This is a genomic window from Microcoleus sp. AT8-B5 (genome assembly GCF_036705565.1).
In the GTDB taxonomy this organism is placed as follows: Bacteria; Cyanobacteriota; Cyanobacteriia; order Cyanobacteriales; family Microcoleaceae; genus Microcoleus.
The window spans coordinates 25370-46646 of the sequence record NZ_JAUBUY010000040.1; the positions used below are offsets into that span (position 1 = coordinate 25370).

Consider the following 21277-nt stretch of genomic DNA (forward strand, 5'->3'; position numbering starts at 1 on the left):
ACTTAGCATTAAAGCCTAAGAATATCCTGGGTAACAAAGCTAAATTGTCAGGCTTAAATGTTAAAATAGAAACAAAAATAATGGCAAAATCATGGCTACCGCTAGTGTAGAAAAAATAGTAAGTTAGAGGTGACACCATGCACTTTAGGTTTAGATTGCGCTCAAATGGGTTTAGATGAATGCGGAGAGTGCATCAATGAAGAAAGTTGCCACCACTACACAGAAGCTTGGAATTTGTACGAGATAGTGCTACTCAAAGGATTACCATGAGCGGTGTATATATGCTGGCCTGGCAGAGATGCGAATACCGAATGGAGGAATGAGCAATGGGGATTTAAGCACCTCAATAACTGCGATTGGTTACACTACACAGCATCATTGAATACCTTTGCCCAGTGGCAACACGCCTATTACAAACTTAGCTCTAGAAAGAACACCAAGTACGTTCGCAGTGACTTATTTGATGAGTTTGAAGCGTTGAGAACGCAGGTAGATACGGAGTACGGGAAACGCCAAGAAAGCAGCGCTCTCATCCTATTTGAATAACAGAACACATAAAAATGACCAGAAACCTTCACACATTCCTCAGAACGGCTTGCTTCGTGAAATGCCGTCACCCTTCCCATCACGGACGATGATACACATTAAAGCATCATAAACTTGAGGGCATCATTCAAGTTTGGTTCAACTATTTTGAGCTGTTGGATGAGGCAGAAAAAGTTTTGAGAACAGAAGGGCTTGAACTAAAGATAACTTTGGCTTATCAATCTAACGGCTGTTTTCTTTCGCTCGATTGTTAGATAGCTACTACACTCTTTGATTAATGGAGTCATAAAATATGCAGATTTTCTCCGAAGAGAAAGTACAATCCCATGTCTCATTCCAATCGGATGGTATCGCGCTATGAGTATCCCTACTGCTATCACGACAATGTGTATAGCTTCAAAAAAATGATTTATCCAATCAACCCGTTTGATGATGGGGTATGGATTGAAGCTAATCGGGTTCCGCCTGAAGTGTTCGTGCAGTCTATTAAAGTAGAGTTGATTCTGAGAGATGCGAAAAATCCTTGGCTGAATGCCATCAAAAATGATTCATCAGAAATGATGGTTCGTGTTGATGCCCAATGGATTCAAACATTTAAAACACCCCGATATCTGGGAGGTAACTCAAATGAAATAACAACAAAATAAAGAGCAATTCGTTGGTGAGAATTGACTGAAACAACGGTAGATATTGAATACACGAAAGGGCAAAAAACCAGCGTTTCCATGCCCTTTTACTTGAACAAGGAGGAATCATGTTAGGAACACACTTCATCGAATTACCCGTAGCGATGCCACCCATGTTACCGGGGATGGTGGGAGTCAACAACACTCAATACTTTGCTCTTTATTACCAAGGAAGCAAAGCCACATGGAGTAATGGCAGAGCAATGGCTACATTTAGCTACTACGCCGTGTATGCGCCACTGATAGAACACATAACTCTAGCAATTCACTTAGAGCCTTACAACTTAGGTTCCGATGATGAGTTACCAGAACACGCTATTTTATGCGACTGCGTTCGCAATAAGATGTATGTAGGTGCGTACAAAGAAATCGATTACTTCTTGTTACAGCAGCATTCCGATGAGTTACCCACCTTCTCACAACAAGAGTTTGAAGCAGCCATAAAAGCGTTGGAAGATATGAGCTTCGAGCAGATGCAGAAGTTAGGAATGTTCGAGATGTTCGGCAATACGAATCCACAAGCGCGCCAACAAACCGTAGAGTTAGTGCATTGGCTAGACCAACAAGTCACCGAGGAATTGATACATCGCTACATAGAATTGGCTAAGCGGGGCAATTACACAGCGATGATGGCAATAGAAACTCTCAAACGTAGAATTGCGGAAGCTAGGAAGCAACAACAGGAATTAGAGAAAAATTAAATTATCTATGCCGAGGAAGTATCAATATTACAGCCTCGGCATGGGTATAAAAAACACTGATAGTGTAGCGAACGCGGAGTTAGCCCATGAAACGCTCAACTTGGAGAGATGCTGCCATCCATAGCATTGCCAACGCTCTTTTAGAGTACGAAGCTCAATGCTTACTCCTGGGAGAATCAATAGAAGGGAAACTAGCTAAAAAATGGGTATCAAAAGAGCGCTATCCCTTTGGATTTAGAGAATACACACCGTACAGGATATGGCTGCAAGAAGTTGCCAAGATTCCCTATTTCATTAGCACGGGATGACCTGCTGCATCTTATCCGGGGTGGCGTAACGGACTCTCAAGGCGCAACCGAAGATGCAATGCAGTCAGCGACGGACAGCTCAGCTTATCCTAAGCAATAGTCTCGCTTACTGCATTGCTTCGCTCGCCAGACGCAGCAGATCGCTAATCTTGTCCTACCGCTACATCACAACCTTTGTGTTTTCTACGTTTACGGCGTTTGCACCTACCGCGGCGGGGATTGCAGATAGGGCAGAGCAAGCGGTTGTTGTGGAGCTTCTTTAATTCCCGTTCCCGACTCCACCCCCCGCGCCAAGTCCTCACCAACACCAACTCCCGCCCTTGTTCCACCGCCGATGCAGGTGATTCGCGCTCCCACTTTGGATTTGTGTTCCCTCAACCGAGCGCCGATGAGCAACGTATTTTTATAAATCCTGGGGATCTCAGCCAACTTGATTCTGAAAGAATAGTTGAACTGCTCCAAAACTTTCTAAATCTACCTAAATCTTGAGTAAAGTCTGAGATGGAAAACAGCTTTTCTAGATACCCCTCCTTGAGGCTGTGAGCTATCCACCACCCATGCTGGGGAACTTGCGTTGGCCAGGTAATGATGGATAGCAGTACAAGAATAAAGTTGTAAGTTTTAATGTTAGGGGTGAGGAAGTTCACAGCTTGAGTGGCTGCGGCCGCCATCTCTCAATCACGAGGAAAAGGGGATGGATCGGGCAACTTTAAGGCAAATGGCGATGGCTACGCTTTCACAAGTTGGCATCCAATTTGATGAAGCTAACGTAAAGGCGGAGATTGACGATAACTGGTTTCTTGGTAGCATTGAGCCAACCAATCAACTTTACTTTGTGCATTTGCTAGTTGACGGACAAGGGCGGGAAGAACCGGGGCGACATGGTTGGGTAGAGTTCAATTGGAAAGGAGAGGTGCTCCCGTTGGGCTCTGGAGGAACAGGATGAATATGGTAACCAAGAAATTGCCAGCAGCAATGATGGGATTGAGTACGATCGCATGAATCCCCCTATCCGTAAGCCCATGCCCATTCGCTATCCACCACTCTTACCCCCTGCCAGCCGCACACCATAAGGGCGGTAGTTAGTGCATATCGCCCTGCCCCAGCGAGTCTCCATCAGCCACCATTTCTGAGAGAAATGTCAGGGGATTGCTCATATCAGCAGCGAAACCAAGGATGGCGCGATCTCGATGCTCGTAAATTAAATCTCCCTGAGCATTAAACAAGAAAGTTGCGCCTCGTTGAGTGAGATAAGCAGCATTTGGAACATAGGTTTTCCAATGACTCAGCACTTCTGTCATATTCCGCAGCCGCATAGTTGCCAATTCAAATGGACGCTGGAAACCCTTACCACCTGCCCACCGGAAAGTAGAGCCTCTGAGAGTTGGAAGAGGAAAAGCCTGGATAATTTCATCATCACCAATTAATTGAGGTGCTCTGGCGTCGCCTCGATATCCTCTCCATACTTCTGCCAGAGTGCCAGGGCTACCAATCCCGGAACACATGAACAATAGATTGAGGTAAGCATTCATAGCAGCCGATAAACCGGGTAGTTTTAACGATAAACCTGGATACAGGTCAAGTTGTTGGTGCAGTTGACCAGCGGGATCTACAAACAAACAGTCGGCAGGAAATCCTGTATAACCACAGAATCGCTGACCCGATGAGAGTGAGCCAATTCCCACAGCTCGGATTGCTATCCCTTGTGCTTCAAGCCGTTGAGCGTCCCGCCGCAACCACCAAGCATATTCAAGGCTGTCAAAATCTCCCAATTGTGGCAAAAGCAGCACCAATTGCCTCATAGAGGATTCGCAACCGCTCAAGATCGGTAAAACGGCTCCATCGCTCACCCGTTGGCGTTCGGTTTGGCTCAAGAGGGTATGGATATTCATCGGCTAATTATCTATTGAGGAATTGGGAAAGTAGAAAATCATCAGTTTTTGAACAGATGCTTTACTCACATCAAATCGGGCGGCTGCTTTCCGAATTGATGTATCACCTGATTGAGAGGCTTTAACTCTTTTTTCACGAAATTCGAGCGAATCAGGGCAGCACCGGTGGAATTTGCCATAGCTGAACAGACACCTCCATTCTCTAACGACCCAGTGCCACCTGCTTGAGAATGGCGAGTAAGGTGTTATGCAAAAACAAGAAGTAATAGATACCGAAAGCAGCCAAGCCCCCTAAAAGCATTCCTGGATCTCGCAGAAGCTTGGCTATACCAATGAAAGCACCAAGGAAAATTGACACAACGATAGCGGTTTGAGGGTCGAACATGAGGAAAAAGACTCCTTTCTCTGAATGTGTTGCAATCCAGCATAGGTGGGAAGCCCAAGCGTCAGAGGCAATGCGATCCAGATTTGAAGTTTTATTAAGCTTTGCGGTAAATGCCGCCTGCCTTATGCGTGCAAAGCAATTCCCCTTTGTGCCACGCCCAGCCGTGCAAATTACCGCTAGCTGACACTCCTAAACGAGCGTGCTTCCCACAGCGATTTGTTGTAGGCAACCAATTGCTTTCTGAGCAATGGGTCATTTTTTGCCTCCATTTGGCACGTCCACAGAACCATCCCAATCCAAGAAAAACCCACTTTGTGCCAAACTAAGTTTGTTTTTAATCTCTGCTCTTCTGCCTTCTTAAGTTGTGGGTAAGTGCCATCCAACTTGGCTTGCTTCAGAAGTTGAGTGTACTGCTTACCTACTTGCCTCCACTTTTTCATCGGAACCTCATAGTAGGGTTCCAGGCATACAGAGAAAGAACCATCCACATCTTCTTTTAAAGTTTCTGCAAATAAATCATAGGCTGATTGAAATGGATATTGTCTCAGGCTACCTTGGTGAAAAAATTTGTACGAAGAATGGGCGGATGCCAGGGGGAAATGCTCCACAGAAATCGTGTTTTGAAGTTCGGTGTGGAGTCTTTTGACATATTTTTCGGCAACTTCGCAAAGCTCCCACCGGGCTTTGTACTCATTAACGCAGCAGCTCATTAACTCCGCTTTTCGTTGAGAAATCTCTTGCCGTTTTACAGCTTCCTCAACTGGGTAATAGTCCTTAACAAGCCACTTTGATTTCCAGCACTCAGCCAAAAGAATCTGGGTTTGTCTTGCTTTGTGCCATTCCTCTATCTGAGCTGGTGTCTTAGCTTGCTGTAGGAGGCGATCGCTGGGTAAGCTAGCTATAAGTTGGGCAATTTGCTCATCTATTTCAGGGATTTTTTGATTCATTAGGTAATTCGGGATGAAGTGGAGGACTTCGGACGGCACAGACTAGGGGGGGATTGCGGGCGAGCGAGGAGACAGCGATGGCTCCGCCTCGGCTTACGCCTACGCATTCGGGGAGTTGGGGCCTGGCGTGTTGGGGTTTTGGTTTGGGTTTAGTTTCTCGCAAATGGGGGTGTTGGTGGCGATCGCACTCGCGTCAAGACACGGTTGCTTTACCCGCATCAAGGATACCTCGCAAAAACTGGACTAATTCAGCAAAGCTATCGGGGTTATTTTCAAGCAACCATTCTGTAAGCATTACTGAGTGTTTGATTTTCCTAAACTCGACCCGCGCTTCCGAGAAATTGGCAAATAGTGCATCTAGAAGTTTTGCTGCATCAATATTTTTGTCAACCCATTGGGAATCGGATAGATCCTCTTCAGTAGAAGTTTTTGAAAAATAATTCTTATTTAATTTATTGCTTTTGAGCCATTCTCCAATTTCTTCCCCGGTAAGAGATTGTTTTTGCTCATTATCTTCTTGATTGAGTACGAATGCTATGGCATCTGGATGCAGCAGAAAATTTTCATACATCCGCCTTTTGATGAATTTAATCGGATGCGGCTTCCTTCTCTCTAAATCCTCAATATCCGACTCCGACAAACATTCTTTATCGAAGACAAAACCTACAGCAGGAGGGTACAAATTATTCCCACCGCTGATGCGCTTATATAAGTCAAACATAACATCAGCAAAGTGAGCTTTCTTTCCCAATAAATCCCCCGTGTTTTTGATGCTGACAATTTTGGTTCCTGTCAAGAGTTTTGGAACTAGCTCGGACAATATGAGCGGAAAGCACTGCTCCTCGGTGGGCCCTTCCACCCAGAGAATGCTGTCGGCACCAAAAACATCAGACAAACTCACCCCCTGTTCAGCTAAAAGAGAGCGCTGTTCCCTAATATCTCGCGCATTCATCGTTGATGCTTGGGTTTCGCCATCCTCATATCGAAGCTTCACGATAGTTGAGGGATTGGCAGCAGCAATAATCTCAGCCGAATGAGTGGTAATAAAATACTGGTGTTGCGGAAACTCTTTGAGGATTTCTATCAGCTTCTTAGCCGCCCCTGGATGTAAATAAGATTGGGGCTCGTCAATTACGATGGGTCTGGGCTGCGGCGAGGTCACTACCGCGTAAAGGATTGCCAACACCTGACCAATACCAGTCCCGCAGTCCGACAAAGAAAATGCCAAGTCTTCTCTCTCACTTTCGACAGATTTTGTGGGCCAAATTAATATTTCAAGGTTCGGCCCATGACGGATCTGCTTCTCCAGAATTCGAGCTGAAACCAATCCGAACTGTGGAAACATGGTAGAGACGTACTGATTGAAACGCTCGTACAGCTTTTTTTTAATAATTCGTGACTGCAATAAATGGATAACTTCGGCCAAGTTTGAAGCGTTTGAATTGAGCTCTTCATTGTCTCCGACAGAGCATTGTCCAACGAACCGCTGGGCTTGAAGTTGAGAAACCCAGCTTCTGAATTTGTGAAAAAGTGTTACGAAAAAATCTTCTCCTCTATAGCTAGAGTCTGTTTGATTAGTTTCTGGATCGAATGTAAAACGACCGCTTTCGTCTTTTTTGATAAAATTTTTGTTTCGGTGCCTTGAAAATCCGAGCGGCATTTGGTTGGGTTGATAGTACGTTAATTCAATAGCCGGATCTAAATCTTTTATTGAAATGTCCTTCCGCTCTACTGAACTTCCGGTCGATTTAGGAACAGTTAACTCTACATCGTTGGGATTGTCCATCCAATTTAGAAATAAAGTAAGCAGTTCGGCTGCAGGTAAATACGAATTGCTAGCACAAGATAATTCTACATAGTGGTTAGCTGGCAAATCATCGAAGAGGCGATGGATTTCTGCTTTTGTGAAGATTAAAGTTAATTTAGCGGTAGATTCTCGGATCGGCGTTGAATTGGGTTGCGGAAGCGTTGCGATACTGCGGTGCGGGCTTGTCTCAAAGCTCAGGCTCAGAGCTTCCAGCACCGCTGTTTTTCCTGAATTGTTGGCTCCCACAATAATATTGATGCCGGGTTGGAATTCTAATACCCCAGAATCCCGGAAGGATTTGTAATTAAGTAGCTGGAAACGGGAGATGTACATAACTGTGTTTCGGGGCAAACTTTAATCAATAAGCTAGCGTAGTTGTAGGAGCGATCGCACTTTTGCTCAGTTAATCCCATCTGGCAAGTACAAGTCATCACCCGGAAGTCGCCGCTCGATAACTTCTTGCCGGTTCTCCAACATAACCGAATCAACGAATTTACCAAACCGCACATTGTACTCTCTTTCAGTGCGCTTGTGGCTGAATGCTGCGTCAGCCCGCCGTTCGATGGATTCTGCCATGCTGGCTTGAACCAAAGCTTGAGCTTTCACGTTGCATGAAGGTTGCTTCATTGAGCCAGTATGCCGTAGCTAATGCAATGGGAATAGGCTTGATTAATTGAGCGTTACCTTCCACTGGAATGCTTTGGGCTTGTGTAAAATTGTATCTGCCAAAAGGCAAAGCTAAAGCCGATTTCCCAGCGAGAAACTTAGTTAATGCGCTGCCCTTTTTGTCCACCGCACCCATAACCCCAATCGCATCAACCTTGTAGCCGCCGTCGGGTAGCTGATAAACATGAAGCCCAATTGCACCTAGAAGGATGGTGGCGGAAATAGCTTTAACTGTCATTTGTTACTTGATATTAGTAGTTCTAAGTGCAAGGAAAGTGTAGAAACCGCATTGAGTAGTTCTTTAATAGAAGTGAGGAATCTGAATCTCACTCTCTTTCTTCTACCCGAAAACCAATGGGTTTTTTGGGTTCGGTCGGATACTGACGAGGTAACTTCATCAAGAGAATGCTAATTTGATTGACGTGCTGGATTAACTCCACGGGTTGCCCCTCTTGAGTGCGACCGATAAAAGATATCAGAGAAGGATCGCAGTACCTCATGTCTTCGAGAGAAAACACGACTGTTTGACCAAAATTAACGAGCCTAACCCCAACTTCATGCTCGTTATCCAACAAAGAAGTCAAAATCAATAATCAAATTAGCTAGGTGTTCGTAAAACTGGCTGGCATAATTAGCCTGGGATAATGCTACCAATTTTTGAACTTCTTGTTGAGAACTCTGTGTGTTAGAAAGCGCCATCTATTTCCTCTACTGTCACCACAACTATAAGTCAACCTGTACTGTGATGTTGACTAATCAATCAATTATATCTGTGGTGAAAAAATTAGTTTGCGGACTACCGAACCCAGAAAGTACGGTTTGCAGCACTGTTTTGGCAAGCGCGTCGGGAAAGGAATAGGCGGTATTGGGGGAAAGAATGCACCACCACTTTGAAGGGGTAAACTGCGTTATCGCAAGATTCCTCGCTCATTCGCTGTCGTCCCAATCAAGTTGCCAGGGATAATCAAAGAGCTTCAACAAAACTTGTTCCAGGTAATTCAGGCCCAATTGCCACGCTTGATATTTGGCACTGTCAGAAATACGGCTTGCCTTCTTGCGCTCTTTGCTTCTGGGATGAACTATGGCGTTTCGCAATTCGGTAATTGCCTGCGGCCCATCAACCCAGTTGTATTCCTTTGACTGCTGAACCAAATCAGTCCAACGGTGGTGTATTGACGAGTCAATCCCCAGTTGCGAGAGCAACAATCTAATTTGATCGGCAGCGGGAATTTTTTCAAATCCATGCGCGCTGATGCTCCTCTTTTCTTCTACCAAAAACACCCACGCTAACCTTTCCAAAGCTGTTTGCTCCAAAACAATTGAACCATTTATGCCACCCGCTTTCTTGTTGCTTTCTAAATACCAGTGAATTGACTCTTGCACTAGCTCGCGCCAATTATCATTTTGCCAGCGGCGCATAAACCCTGGGAATATATCAACCACTTCTGTAGAATCAATGTCAAACCAGATACAGCCATTTTGCCAAGGGTCTGCTTCGACCAGAGTGGGCCACTCTTCCCAGACCTGCTTTCCTGCTTCATCATAACCGGTCAAAAATATGGGAGCGACTCTTATTCCTCGTGCGAAAGAAAGATATTCTGAAAAGGCTTCTAAGAGGGAGCGGGCTTCATCCAGGCTATACAGGCTTTTGTCAGTTCGTTCCAATTTGCACACATGGGTGAAGGCATAACCTCCTTGTTCTTCAAGCAGTTCTTTTGTCTCTGGTGCGTTGTTCATTGTTACCAGCACTATCCGCCACAGATCGGTTTTGTAAACAAACTGCCCGAACCAAGTGTCTAAATCCCAATCCCATCCGGGGTCGTCTTCCCGTTGAGAACAAGCATGGGCGGTAAAAAAGGGAATATTAGTTAAATGAAAGAGCAAGGATTTTATTTTTACTTTCGTGCCAACAATAACTGGCTCATTAAAAAATCCAGCAATCTCAATTCGGCTGCGAGTTCCGTTACTTGTAATTTTTGAAGGGTAGGGTTTTGTTATGACTCCTATTTCTCTCAGATTGAGAGTTACTTGCCCAGATTCTAAGTCTGTTTGATTTGCATAAATAAATTCAAATTTGGTATGTGGGGCGGGAAACCATGCAAACTTTACAGTTGCTTCTCCCTCAATAACATTACTTTCTTGAACAATTGTTGCAGCACCTTCATACAATAGTATCGGCTCATTAGGTTGGTGTTCTTCGTAAAGCTTTGGATTCTGTAAATAGTTGCTTGATAACATATATTTGTTTCCTGAGTAATTTATGTAGTGTACCATGCTACAATAGATTTTTGGTTTTTAAATTACGGTGTAACGGTTAATGCCTGTACTTGGGGGCGATGGCTACGCCTTCTACGCACTTATCTAACCATCAAGGTAAGCACTGACCTTGTTTCCACTTTTTTGGGGCGATGGCTACGCCTTCTACGCACTTATCTAACCCGCTGCTCTCTCAATTTTGACTCACATCATCTTCCATCCCGATCGCCGAGCGCATCCAACTCAAAATCACGCTCGCACTTTGGGTTTCATCTCGTACAAACCCTGCAGCACGACCTTGACATTGGGAAACGCGAAATAATTACTTAGTTTGCCGATGCAATGGGGGCGCAGGTTGCGTGCATATAAAGTGTAGCGACCGCACTCTTCGAGATTGGGGGCATGGGGGGCGTGTTGGGTTTGGTTCGGTTTCTCCAAAAATTGGCGTATTAGTGGCGATCGGCAACAAGTTTGGTAATAGATTGGTCATGGTGACAATAGAGCTTGCTAAGCCTGACACTCCGCTTATTTCCGAATATGTTAACCGTGGATAAAAACTTGAAAACTTTGTCGGTTTTCCTACCGATTCTAGCACTGGGCATGGTTGTCACACCTGCACGCGCAGGCCGAATTGAGGGAGCATCTGTTTCCTGTTGGTTGCTTCGCCGAGACCTGATAGAACTTAAGCTTTCCCTGCATCTATGAGTCAGTTTCTTGGGCTGGAGGCGGAGGAAGGACTTTGCGCTGGGAAGATGGCAGGCAAACAAAAATGACGTGGGGATTACAAGGGCGCGGAGAAAAACCTTGTGCCGAGGATAGCACGAGCATAGATGGTGTCTGCGGTGTGGTATATTTCCGCCATCCCACCACCTTACAACGGATTTCTGAAGAAGAGAGCTACAAGCGCGCCATAAACCGCCAACTGGCCGTGACCTGTGTCCAAGTACAAGATAAATCAATCTGCTGGCTATTTAGATGAAATTAATAACAAAGAGAGGTGTGAGTGTTAAAATTACCTTCGCAGAAGTACCAAAAATAGAGGAAATCTCAATAGCAGCTTTCATTCTTATTGTCGGGCAGCAACTAATAATAAATGTTGTAAATAGAGGAAATCTCAATAGCAGCTTTCATTCTTATTGTCGGGCAGCAACTAATAATAAATGCTGTACCTGTTTCAACCTTGCTTGCTCCTATTTATTTTTAGAGATGCTTTTTTCCCGGATGTTTTTTGAGGGCGATCGTACAAGCTGAAAACATCGACCTCAACCTCACTCAGCACTTTGGCTTCCATCCCGTACAAATCATTCAGCACAGCCTTAACATCAGGAAACGCAAAATACTCCGTCAGCTTGCCAATGCGGTAATTAAAGGGTTGATATCGGTGTTTGAAGTACAGTTCCACATTCCCCCGGTGTTCCCACAATCCTAGCAAATTGACAACCACATCCGAGTAATGCGCTCTGACATCCCGCTGCACTTCGGCGATGCGTTCGGAGATCGATCGAGTTGTTACCCCAATTTTATAGAAGATGTTGCCGCTCGCTTTGACCTCAAGGAAGTAGAGCGAGTTCACCAGAATCCGACGAAGCTGTGCTCGATAAATTAGCCAATCAGCTCTCCGTTCTTCTAAACAAGATAACCTCGCAGATAAAGCAATCTCTACAGAGCCTTCCAATGAAGCCAGCTCCGATAGCAGCAGCGGTTCTTGGACTTTGTTGAACAGTCCCAGGGGAAGCGCGCCGACGGGGATTTTACCCAAGTCGGTAAACTGATAAGAGCGAGATCCCTCTGATTCCAACAATCCTTTCAATTGCCATCGAAAGTTTACCAAGTCTTTGGGAATGCCGTAATTTTGTGCGCCGTATTCTTTCCACAGCACTTTTAGTTGCTCCAATTCCTCACCCTTAAGCTGGATGTTAGAGTCGATAAGGGCATTGCTACCCCTATCTCTCCTTCAGAACGGAACGTGAAACTTTCGCTTCATTCCGCTCCTCAATAATTCCATCCTTGTTATGGATACGATTTAAAACGGTTTATCGTCATGGTTCTTGTGGAGGGAACCATCTGATGCCGTCTTTGTGTCGTGACAATGCTTGTGTAGAATTTGAAGGTTATCATAGGTATCTTTTCCACCTAATGATGTTGGTTTAATGTGGTCAAGTTCTACAATATCTATACTCGTAAAGTACAAATCACAGTGAGGACAAATACCCTTTTGCTGCTTGATTAGTTTTGACACCCTGGTAGGTGTTTCTGGGTATTCTCCTCTTCGCTTACTCCAATAAATCCAGTCTCCATTGTACGGAGTAAAATTACCCTTGACTTTGACGTGCCTTACAATTGGCGTGTCTGAGTGTCGGTTTAATTCTAGTCCATCTTCGGTTCTGAAACACCAATTTCGGTTGCCTACTGTTCGCCAGTATTTGTCCTTGTTGATGTTACCTTTCCCCCTGCTTCTTGCCCAGGCTCTTAATTTCTGATAGGTTAGCATATCTACCTTTGAGAAGGTTGCCTTGCTAACTTGTGCGGAATAATAGTTTGACCAACCCCTAATGATTGGGTTCAGCTTGCTAATTAAAGCAGCTTGTGGGGCGGTTTTATGGGAATCTATTACCTCGGCTATCTTGGCTAGGTGGGCTTTGACTTTCGGTTTGGAGGGGGTGATTAGTGTGTTAAATCCTAGCTTGGTTCCGTGTCCGTTTTTGGCACATCTGTAGTTACCTACTTTGTACTGTTGAACATGGAACCCTAGAAACTCAAACCCAACATTTCCATTTATTTCGTTGAGGGTGTGGGTTAGTCTTGTCTTACTTGGTTTTAACTCCAGTCCTATGTCACTTAACCAATGTGCAATTATCTTTTGACAGGTTTGTACTACTTCTAAATCTTCGTGCATTATCACGAAATCGTCGGCGTATCGGATTAAACTAAGGGATTTACGGTTTTTCACCTTATCCCCTCTTTTTGCTTTTAGTGTTTCCGCATATTGCTTAACCCGTTCCTCCATACCATGTAAGGCAATATTAGCCAACAGTGGCGATATGATACCTCCCTGTGGTGTACCCTCATTAGTATTGGAGAAATTGCCGTTTATCATCACTCCTGCCTTGAGCCATGCTTTCAGTTGCCGCCTCAGAGTAGGGTATGTTTTTACCTTGTCTAAAAGTGCTTTATGGTCTATGCGGTCGAAGCAGTTGGCAATATCAGCGTCTAGCACATATTTGGTTTTCTGTCTGATATTGTTGTATATTGCTCCTATCGCATCGTGACAAGAACGCCCTGGTCTAAAGCCGTATGAGTTAGGCTCAAATTTTGCCTCCCATTCAGGCTCTAACGCTATTTTTACAAGCGCTTGCAATGCACGGTCGTCTATTGTGGGTATTCCTAATGATCGTTTTTCATTACTTCCGGGTTTAGGTATCATTACCCTTCTAGTGGGTTTTGCCTTTCCAGTAAGTTTCAAACGACTAACTAAGGTTGTACGTTGCTTTGAGGTCAATGTTTTCACACCATCCACACCAGCCGTATTTTTACCTTGATTGTCTTGTGTTACCCGACGTACCGCGAGACATTTTGCTGACCAAGACCTAATTAAAGTCTTTTGAAGTTTGCGAACTGCTTTAGCATCGCCACGTTCACTCGCTTGATAGATTCTCTTTTGCAACTTAAAAGTTACCCTTTCTAGCTGGCGCCAGTTAAGGTCTTTCCATTCCACCGTCTGATTATTCAGCGTTTTAGACATATTCATTGCTACTAAAAACTCCATCTTTGGAATTACCGTGTATCTGTCAGCATATCTCTACCATTACGGTAAAGCCTTCGCTTCTGATACAATCCCGCCCCTTTAAATCATTCATTAGCTACTTACTGGATTTCGACCTCTCCAGAGATTTAAAAGGATTACTTCGTTCCGATTACACACTCTTGAATCTTTAGCGTGATACTATCCACCGGGTTTCTGGGTAATGCTTATAGGTCGATTCAACAATCGCCTATACCCTATCCTTACCTTTTGGCTTGGTGTTAATCAGTCTTTACCGTGTTTCTCAACGGGTTTATACTTGATGAGAGCCGTTACACCATTCGACATAACGATGGTTCAAACATATCTTTGCTTATGCTACGCATGGATTCTTACTCGACAGTTACCGGGTTCGGCTCCTAGTAGTTCTGCCTTTTATTCCCGCTTTAATCTATTAGTTGCTACCCAATAAACTAGGGAATATGCTTTCACCGCTGCATCTGCGGGGTAGGTTTCGCACCTACTTGTATAATCAGTTGTCAGAAGCCTTACTGGGTAAGACTTAAGCTAACCGTCCCCAGGGGTTTACTACCCTTTTAGGTTAAACGAATCGCACGTTGAAATTATCATAGAGAGGCAGCGAGGGAAACGCTTTTGTCTTAATCCGCTGCAAGACTGGTTTACAACTTTCCTCAGTATGGGCAAAGTGATGTTCTTTCACGTTCCCCTTTTTTGCTGTCAATCCGCCGCCACAGTAGAGACAAGTTAGCTGAGTTTTTCCGCGCACAACCTCATCAATGCTCGTCAGTTCGCCACTGCGAGCAACACCAAATTTAAGCCACATCGCCCTTCAATTCTCCTCAATGCAGGTTTGAAGATGCACCCGCTAGATGAAGAATTGTAACAATATTGCTTGTTTATAGCCTCTGCCTTGGGCGAGAACCAACCTCCAGGTGCTGCCGTGTGCGACTCTTTTGAAAGGTAAATTTTGGATAAAGGCAAGTCTAAATTAGTCTAAATTAGTATTTATAACAACACTTTGAAAGAGTAAATGCTCGATCTACTCCCAGAGCAAGAGCCACAAACCTTGAAGCTGGCGTCACCGGTGCCGCTGGCGCTTCATCCCGCGTCGGTGTACCTTGACAGTTTGGGAAGCGATCGCTCGAAGGCAACGATGGGGGCGGCGCTGGACATCATGGCGAAGTTGCTGGCGGGCTCGGAGTGCGACCGGATGACTTTGAATTGGGCCGCTTTGCGCTACAAGCACACGGCAGCGCTGCGCTCGGCTCTGGAGAAACAGTACGCGCCAGCATCGGTCAATCAAATGCTATGCGCCCTACGGCGGGTGCTCAAGGAGGCTCTGCGGTTAGATTTAATCGACCCCCTGGATTACAGCAAGGCGGTAGACGTGAGAAGCGTCAAGCAATCGGGAAAACCAAGGGGGCGGGCGCTATCCCCGGATGAAATTGCAGCGCTGGTGCAAAGCTGCTCTGGCGAGAGTACCCTTGATGTTCGAGATGCAGCTTTGATCGCTATCTTGCGGGGGGGAGGCATCCGCCGCGCTGAAGCAGTCAGCCTTAATTTGGACGATTTCAACCGCTCTACGGGAGCATTGGAAATTCGATTCGGGAAAGGGAAGAAAAACAGGATGGTTTATCTCCCAGAGGCAGCGATGGCGTTGGTGGAACAGTGGCTCAAGTTGAGGGGAGAAGCACCAGGGCCGCTGCTTTTTCCCATCCGTAAGGGAGGAGAAATTCAATTTCGGCGGATGACTCCTGATGGTGTTTTGAAGATTTTGCAGCGACGGGCTTTCCTCGCTGGAGTGGATTCTTTCTCTCCCCATGATTTCCGCCGCACGTTTTGCTCAGACCTCCTCGATGCTGGAGTCGATATCGTGACAGTGCAGAAGTTGGCAGGTCACGCTTCCCCTGTGACGACCGCTAAGTACGATCGCCGGGGCGAAGAAACGAAGCGACGGGCCGTGCAGCACTTAGGGTTTTGATTTTGAGGATGGAGAGCTCTTCGCAGATTTTCTTGAGCAATGCTAGGCCGTGCCTTCTATTTTCATAATAAGCGCGATTGTGTCCACGTCTGAGAGTCTGGCATATTGACGGAGATACTGTATCGGTCGGGGGTATTTCTTAACGTGGTAGTCCAGCTCACGGAGGGCGGACGTAGAATATACAGCATCCGTCGCTTGGTTCAAGACGGGACTGGACAAAATTAGCCCGTTCCTTCGCTGAGCATTATACAGCGCGATCGCTGCATCGGCATCCGCATAAATGCAGGCGCAAGCCGAAGCATTATTGGCTGTCTGTAGCGATGAGGGAAAGGAGGTACAGGCGAGTGTGTGGAAAAACGCAGGGTGTCGGTTTTTCCAAGACTTTAGGGGCTAAGCTTTCATCGGGCGTTGCTGGATCGAGGTAGGATAAATGCGATCGCGCGAGGCGAATATTGCTGAATACGACTTGGGTTGAATTGGTTTTTATGAATTGCTCACCGCCTCAATCGTACCTAAATTCAGCAGCGCTAAAAGTTCTAGTTGCTCCACACTTCCACTAGGTTACTGTGATTTCCATCACTGGTAACACGGACGTGGCTTACCCAACACCTTCAGTATTATCACGGAAAAATAGCAGCACTATCACTTGCTCTTAAGGGAAACAAGGAGATGATTAAGGTGTCGAGTTCAAAGCAATCCCATGTCTCCACTCAACCTTCTCCCCGGCGCTATCAACGAATTAATCGCCACTGTCACCGATACTCACCGCCTCACTAAAGCTGACCGCTACGGCATGATGGCCGCCATTCTCGATGAGTCCATCAGCGAAGAAGAACGCGGCTCGCTCGATCGCCTGATTCGCTCCCTGGTCAAAGGTCGGATTCAAATCACTGATGAACTCTCCATCCTCTCGTAAGCAGAAAGCTCGTTGAGAACTCGACACTCTACAGCGGCTTTCCGTTGGGGAAGTTTAAACAAGTCACTGATACAACTCTCTAGAGATAGCTATTTGTATAGAACCCATTTGACATCTTTGAGGCTGCGAGTCGATCGCCCGTTGTCTGTCGATCGTCCGTTGTCTGTCGATCGTCAAAATATCTCAAATGGGTTCAAAAGAACCGCTATTGACAGGATGTTCCTTTATATCTTGCCCTTTTTGTCAAATACAATTTATACCAAATTAGATGACCTTACCATGCAGATCTAAATTATTTCGGCTTATACTAGGTGCACTACTACAACGATGGGTTATCGCACTAAAGCCAAGTACGGTAATCACTACTTTATTCATGTAGGATACCTATAAGTTTTCAACGCTAAAATAATAGACAAGACTCATTTTATAGTATAAAACTACCAACTTAAAATGTAATATTATTTTCAATAATGCAAGTTTTATCACCTTCATGTTATTGAGCAATCACCTATAATACTAATCCTAAAAATTCTATTTAAATATAAGTATATTTATGAGTAAATTGGATATTCAACTCAACGGTTTCAAGGTAGCACTCTCTGCACAAACCTTCAAAGGATATGTGCAAAACCTACCGAATAGCCAGGAATTAAAAAGTTTTATAGAATTACTGGGAGATGAGTGGTTTTTTCACTGGCGAAAAGGTAAACTGTACGGTATTCCCAAGGTCACAAATCCCCAGAAGTCTTTTGGTCAACTGGAGGATTTGAGCTGTAAGGAACATTTACAACTTATAATCAGTAGGATAAGCTATTTACTACCAGATATTTTCTTAGAATATAATCCTTTAAAGCGCAAACCTTTTACTTTCCTTGCTCAAAAAAAAGAACTTATCCGTGAAGTTATTAGCGCTGTCAAAAATTTACCAGACATTATTTCTAGTTTCAAGGTCTTTCCAAAATACATTCTTGAAGCAAAAACTTTTGAGATTCAGAACGATGAATCTGGTATTGGATTATTTCTTCGTCTCAAAACTAATTGGCAAATTCATGCCTCCCTAAGCACACTTCAAAATGAGGGTGTTGAACTTCGGGATTTATATGTGGTTCGCCGTCAATGCGCTCCGGGTCAGCGACGCTTAGTTGGGCGGATAGATAGTCTTTCAACACAAATTGTTTATCTTTCTGAATCCTTTGACAAAATAGATTCTATTCATGAGGAAGAAGTTTGGCTAGAAGGTTCTAAAGCCTCGTTTAGTAGTTGTCTGAAAGCAATACTTGGCGATAAGTACAAAAATTTTGAATCGGCGCTTAATAACGAGCATAGTAAGCTATTGATTGGACCGGCAGTTGATGCAACTCTGACTGAAATGCATAGTTTTCTTACTAATAAAGCCCATAAGTTTCTTGCCAATAAAGCGACTTTGAACATCGCACCCGATCTACAAGCAACAATTGGCGCTCGCATTGAAGCTATAAATACGAAAGAATATCAGTCTGTAATTGCAGCATCATCAGTTGAGTATTGCTTTGATGCGGCACGGACTAAAAAATCGCTTTATCCTTGGGTTGGCATCGATCAATATGGACCATTCAGCCGTCAAACTTTTTCTAAAAAGACTCCAGAAATAATTGTCTTTTTCCCAGATACAGCACAAGGTGCAGTTGAAAATTTTCTCGTTAGCTTACGTGACGGTATTAGCATTAAGAAGAAAAAAATTGATGACGATAGAAATGTAGAGTGGCAAGAAACATCCCGGTACACTGGTGGATTGGCAAAAATATTTGGTCTTGTTAATCCGAAATTTACATTAGAACCCCTTCCCTGGTTGAAAAATACACACAATCCACCCGCCATTGTTTATAGGGAAACAATTGAAGGAACTTTAGCTAGTCGAGAGATTATGCCTGATGCCGCAATGGTGGTGCTTCTGGATAGCCATACACGGCTACCAGATTCGGAGAATCCCTACCTCCACTCCAAATCACTTCTATTAATGGCAGGTATTCCCGTTCAAGAGGTTCGTTTAGCCACAATTAATCAATCGAAAAATGAGCTGCAATACACTTTACAAAATTTGACGGTTGCACTTTATGCCAAAATGAATGGTGTACCTTGGACTGTAGATCACGATCTGACTATTTATGATGAACTGGTTATTGGTGTTGGCACCTGCGAATTATCAGGTAGTAGGTTTACGGAACGACAGCGATTTATGGGAATTACCACAGTGTTTCGAGGAGATGGTAATTACCTTTTGGGGAATTTGTCTAAAGACTGTACTTATGATGAATATCCTAGTGTATTAAGGAATTCCACTCTCTCTATCTTGCGGGAAATAAAGAATCGCAACGGCTGGCAACCAGATGATACGGTAAGACTGGTATTTCACGCTGCGAAACCACTTAAAGATGTTGACGTTGCTAATATTATTGCTGAGTGTGTCACTGAAGTCGGTAACGAACAAAATGTTGAATTCGCGTTTTTAACGATCTCCCACGATCACCCATTCACAATGCTCGATAAATCTCAACAGGGTGTTAACGTAAAAGAAGGCGAACGCAAAGGTATTTATGCACCAGAACGAGGTACTATTTTGCAACTTGGGCGCTACACTCGCTTGCTGAGTACAAATGGATCGAAGCTGATTAAACGATCCAGCACACCTCTACCGACGCCGTTACTCATTAATCTTCATCCTCAATCGACTTACCGCGACCTGACCTATCTCACCGAACAAGTGCTGAAGTTTACTTCGTTGTCTTGGAAATCATTATTACCCGCATCCGATCCTGTAACTATCTATTACTCTGAACTGATTGCGGGTTTACTCGCTCGTTTACAGAATGTTCGGGGATGGTCACCTGCAATGCTCAATATCAAACTTCGTGCAAGTAAATGGTTCCTATGATAGATGTAATTAGGAACTGTTTCAATTCTCAGTTAGAAAGCATTGCACAGTATTTACAGGCGAACTATCACAGTGAATCACCCGAAAGCGGTTTTGCTAACTATGTTTTTCATCAAACAAACAGTCATATTTCCTTTGAAGTAGCCAACGATATAGACATAACACAACTCTCACCCAACCGCTTTAGTGAAGCACCTGTTCTGGCAGCCGTAGGCTATAGTCTTGCCTGTGGCAGACAATTTAGTGAAGATTTTCTCGAAAGCTGGGCAAAGGGATTAACTAGATTATCTGGTCGGAATCATTTTCCGGCAGATCGGACATCGTTTTTCTATCGTCCTACAGAATTGCTTGGTATTACTTTAGGCATTAGCCGCTACTACAAAACTCAGCCCGATCATTCAAAATGGTTGCAAGATATCCTCACCAAAGGAGAACAACGATTAATCAATAGCGATATTTGGACATTTTTGCTCAGTGCTTATACTGCAAGCATCCTCTCAGTGACTTGGAGAGCAAGAAGTTGGCCTTTAGTCAATGAGATGGCTGTTGATGAACTTGCCTTAGCCAAATGGCTTTGTAGTATAGAACCTACTCTTGCCAAAACTCTCGGATTAGCTCAATTAGAACTATCGCTCGATAAAGCCTTATTGGAACACTGTATTGAATTTTCTGACTCCTTACAGGATAGCGCACGAGCAGCTCTCCTCTTCTTTGCCCTAAAAAGAACGCTCGCTCAAACTTTTCAGTTAATATGGAATGAGTGTGAACAAATCCGTGATAATCCCCAGAAATCTGTAGAATGGCTCCAGGCTACCTGCGACAATATTCATACAGTCACTCAGCACCTGCAAGCTCAACTTGCTAGGCAATCTGATATTGGAGCATCTAATAAACACAATATGCAGATGCTTTTACAAGCTTTGTCTATATTGCGTTCTGATACTAACATTCTAGAAGTAGAAATTCATAAACAAATCCGGAGAGACTCTAGCTTATACATAGGTAATAATAATAAAGGTACTATAATCACAGGAAGCAATGTTACTATGACTCACAATCAAAATGAATCTATGACTAACGAAACAACAATCAATGCTCCAAATTCAAGTATTGGTTTTGTTCAAAGCGGCAGCGGTAGTGTTTCCAATTTCTCCCAAAATATTGGACAGAATGTTGATGAAATTACTAGGCTAATCAATTCTCTCCGCGATATGGCTCAAGAATTCCCCGAAGCCAAACGTGAAGAAGCATTGGTTCATCTGGATGACTTGCAAGAGGACATCAATACTCCTGACAAGCGAAAACCCCAGAGAATTAAAACCCGCTTAGTTGCCCTGCTGACATTTGCTACGATGAGTGCTGGAGTTTTAGCTGGAGCGGCTGACTTTAGCAATAATGTTCTGGAACTTTCTGAGAAACTAGGAGTTTCAATCGAGTTAAGTCACCCACAGTCAACCCGGCAATTACCTCCATCAGTACCCTAATCAGCCAAGCTATCACTCTACTTGTAGG

23 protein-coding genes are annotated in these 21277 nt (G+C 44.3%); 10 read left to right on the forward strand and 13 right to left on the reverse strand.

Annotated elements, in window-relative coordinates:
* Positions 1-129 precede the first annotated feature (129 nt).
* The 5 genes from QUB39_RS22775 (at position 130) to QUB39_RS22795 (ending at position 2241) form a co-directional block, all read left to right on the forward strand.
* A complete protein-coding gene (locus QUB39_RS22775) occupies positions 130-270 on the forward strand; it encodes a hypothetical protein (protein WP_333058067.1) in 141 nt (46 codons plus the stop codon).
* Positions 271-378: 108 nt separating this feature from the next.
* On the forward strand, positions 379-546 hold the full coding sequence (locus tag QUB39_RS22780; RefSeq protein WP_333212080.1) for a hypothetical protein: 168 nt from the start codon (positions 379-381) through the stop codon (positions 544-546).
* Positions 547-872: 326 nt separating this feature from the next.
* On the forward strand, positions 873-1193 hold the full coding sequence (locus QUB39_RS22785) for a hypothetical protein (RefSeq protein ID WP_333058066.1): 321 nt from the start codon (positions 873-875) through the stop codon (positions 1191-1193).
* 107 nt (positions 1194-1300) lie between these two features.
* Positions 1301-1933, forward strand: a complete 633-nt coding sequence (locus QUB39_RS22790) for a hypothetical protein (RefSeq protein WP_333058065.1) — start codon at positions 1301-1303, stop codon at positions 1931-1933.
* Positions 1934-2019: 86 nt separating this feature from the next.
* On the forward strand, positions 2020-2241 hold the full coding sequence (locus QUB39_RS22795; protein WP_333058064.1) for a hypothetical protein: 222 nt from the start codon (positions 2020-2022) through the stop codon (positions 2239-2241).
* Between the two features lie 204 nt (positions 2242-2445).
* Here the strand turns inward: QUB39_RS22795 and QUB39_RS22800 are convergent, their stop codons facing one another.
* Complete coding sequence (locus tag QUB39_RS22800; RefSeq protein WP_333485167.1) at positions 2446-2598, reverse strand: hypothetical protein; 153 nt, start codon at positions 2596-2598, stop codon at positions 2446-2448.
* A 337-nt stretch (positions 2599-2935) separates the two neighbouring features.
* Here QUB39_RS22800 and QUB39_RS22805 point away from each other — a divergent pair, with 337 nt between their 5' ends.
* Positions 2936-3187: a hypothetical protein gene (locus QUB39_RS22805; RefSeq protein ID WP_333058062.1), complete on the forward strand. Its 252-nt coding sequence runs from the start codon at positions 2936-2938 to the stop codon at positions 3185-3187.
* A 136-nt stretch (positions 3188-3323) separates the two neighbouring features.
* Here the strand turns inward: QUB39_RS22805 and QUB39_RS22810 are convergent, their stop codons facing one another.
* The 12 genes from QUB39_RS22810 to QUB39_RS22865 form a co-directional block, all read right to left on the reverse strand.
* Positions 3324-4133: a peroxiredoxin-like family protein gene (locus QUB39_RS22810; RefSeq protein ID WP_333058061.1), complete on the reverse strand. Its 810-nt coding sequence runs from the start codon at positions 4131-4133 to the stop codon at positions 3324-3326.
* A 202-nt stretch (positions 4134-4335) separates the two neighbouring features.
* A complete protein-coding gene (locus QUB39_RS22815) occupies positions 4336-4518 on the reverse strand; it encodes a hypothetical protein (protein WP_333212077.1) in 183 nt (60 codons plus the stop codon).
* Positions 4519-4694: 176 nt separating this feature from the next.
* Positions 4695-5465 carry a hypothetical protein gene (locus QUB39_RS22820; protein WP_333212075.1) on the reverse strand — a complete coding sequence of 257 codons (771 nt, stop codon included), beginning with the start codon at positions 5463-5465 and terminating at the stop codon, positions 4695-4697.
* Between the two features lie 193 nt (positions 5466-5658).
* Positions 5659-7605, reverse strand: a complete 1947-nt coding sequence (locus QUB39_RS22825) for an AAA family ATPase (protein WP_333058059.1) — start codon at positions 7603-7605, stop codon at positions 5659-5661.
* Positions 7606-7671: 66 nt separating this feature from the next.
* A complete protein-coding gene (locus QUB39_RS22830; protein WP_333212073.1) occupies positions 7672-7848 on the reverse strand; it encodes a hypothetical protein in 177 nt (58 codons plus the stop codon).
* Positions 7820-8176, reverse strand: coding sequence for a hypothetical protein (locus tag QUB39_RS22835; protein ID WP_333212071.1), 357 nt, complete (start codon positions 8174-8176; stop codon positions 7820-7822). The genes QUB39_RS22830 and QUB39_RS22835 overlap by 29 nt, the downstream gene beginning before the upstream one ends.
* 88 nt (positions 8177-8264) lie before the next feature.
* Positions 8265-8522 (reverse strand): DUF6173 family protein, encoded by a 258-nt coding sequence (locus QUB39_RS22840; protein WP_333058057.1) that lies wholly within the window; start codon positions 8520-8522, stop codon positions 8265-8267.
* Positions 8503-8637, reverse strand: a complete 135-nt coding sequence (locus QUB39_RS22845) for a hypothetical protein (protein WP_333058056.1) — start codon at positions 8635-8637, stop codon at positions 8503-8505. The genes QUB39_RS22840 and QUB39_RS22845 overlap by 20 nt, the downstream gene beginning before the upstream one ends.
* Before the next feature lie 228 nt (positions 8638-8865).
* Positions 8866-10176 (reverse strand): hypothetical protein, encoded by a 1311-nt coding sequence (locus tag QUB39_RS22850; RefSeq protein WP_333058055.1) that lies wholly within the window; start codon positions 10174-10176, stop codon positions 8866-8868.
* A 1192-nt stretch (positions 10177-11368) separates the two neighbouring features.
* Entirely contained in the window at positions 11369-12073 is a 705-nt protein-coding gene (locus QUB39_RS22855; protein ID WP_333212068.1) for a GIY-YIG nuclease family protein, read from the reverse strand.
* A 144-nt stretch (positions 12074-12217) separates the two neighbouring features.
* Complete coding sequence (ltrA, locus tag QUB39_RS22860; protein WP_333058051.1) at positions 12218-13960, reverse strand: group II intron reverse transcriptase/maturase; 1743 nt, start codon at positions 13958-13960, stop codon at positions 12218-12220.
* A 577-nt stretch (positions 13961-14537) separates the two neighbouring features.
* The gene (locus tag QUB39_RS22865) at positions 14538-14780 is read right to left on the reverse strand and encodes a competence protein CoiA family protein (RefSeq protein WP_333058600.1); all 243 of its coding nucleotides are present in this window, start codon (positions 14778-14780) and stop codon (positions 14538-14540) included.
* Between the two features lie 207 nt (positions 14781-14987).
* On the opposite strand from QUB39_RS22865, the gene QUB39_RS22870 reads away from it, so the two are divergent.
* The 4 genes from QUB39_RS22870 to QUB39_RS22885 all read left to right on the forward strand — a co-directional run bounded on the left by QUB39_RS22870 (position 14988) and on the right by QUB39_RS22885 (position 21249).
* Positions 14988-15938 (forward strand): tyrosine-type recombinase/integrase, encoded by a 951-nt coding sequence (locus QUB39_RS22870; RefSeq protein WP_333058602.1) that lies wholly within the window; start codon positions 14988-14990, stop codon positions 15936-15938.
* Positions 15939-16638: 700 nt separating this feature from the next.
* On the forward strand, positions 16639-16854 hold the full coding sequence (locus QUB39_RS22875; protein WP_333058603.1) for a hypothetical protein: 216 nt from the start codon (positions 16639-16641) through the stop codon (positions 16852-16854).
* A 553-nt stretch (positions 16855-17407) separates the two neighbouring features.
* Entirely contained in the window at positions 17408-19765 is a 2358-nt protein-coding gene (locus QUB39_RS22880) for a Piwi domain-containing protein (RefSeq protein WP_333212064.1), read from the forward strand.
* Positions 19762-21249: a hypothetical protein gene (locus QUB39_RS22885; protein WP_333212063.1), complete on the forward strand. Its 1488-nt coding sequence runs from the start codon at positions 19762-19764 to the stop codon at positions 21247-21249. Before QUB39_RS22880 ends, QUB39_RS22885 begins: the two co-directional genes overlap by 4 nt.
* The last annotated feature ends 28 nt before the right edge of the window (positions 21250-21277 follow it).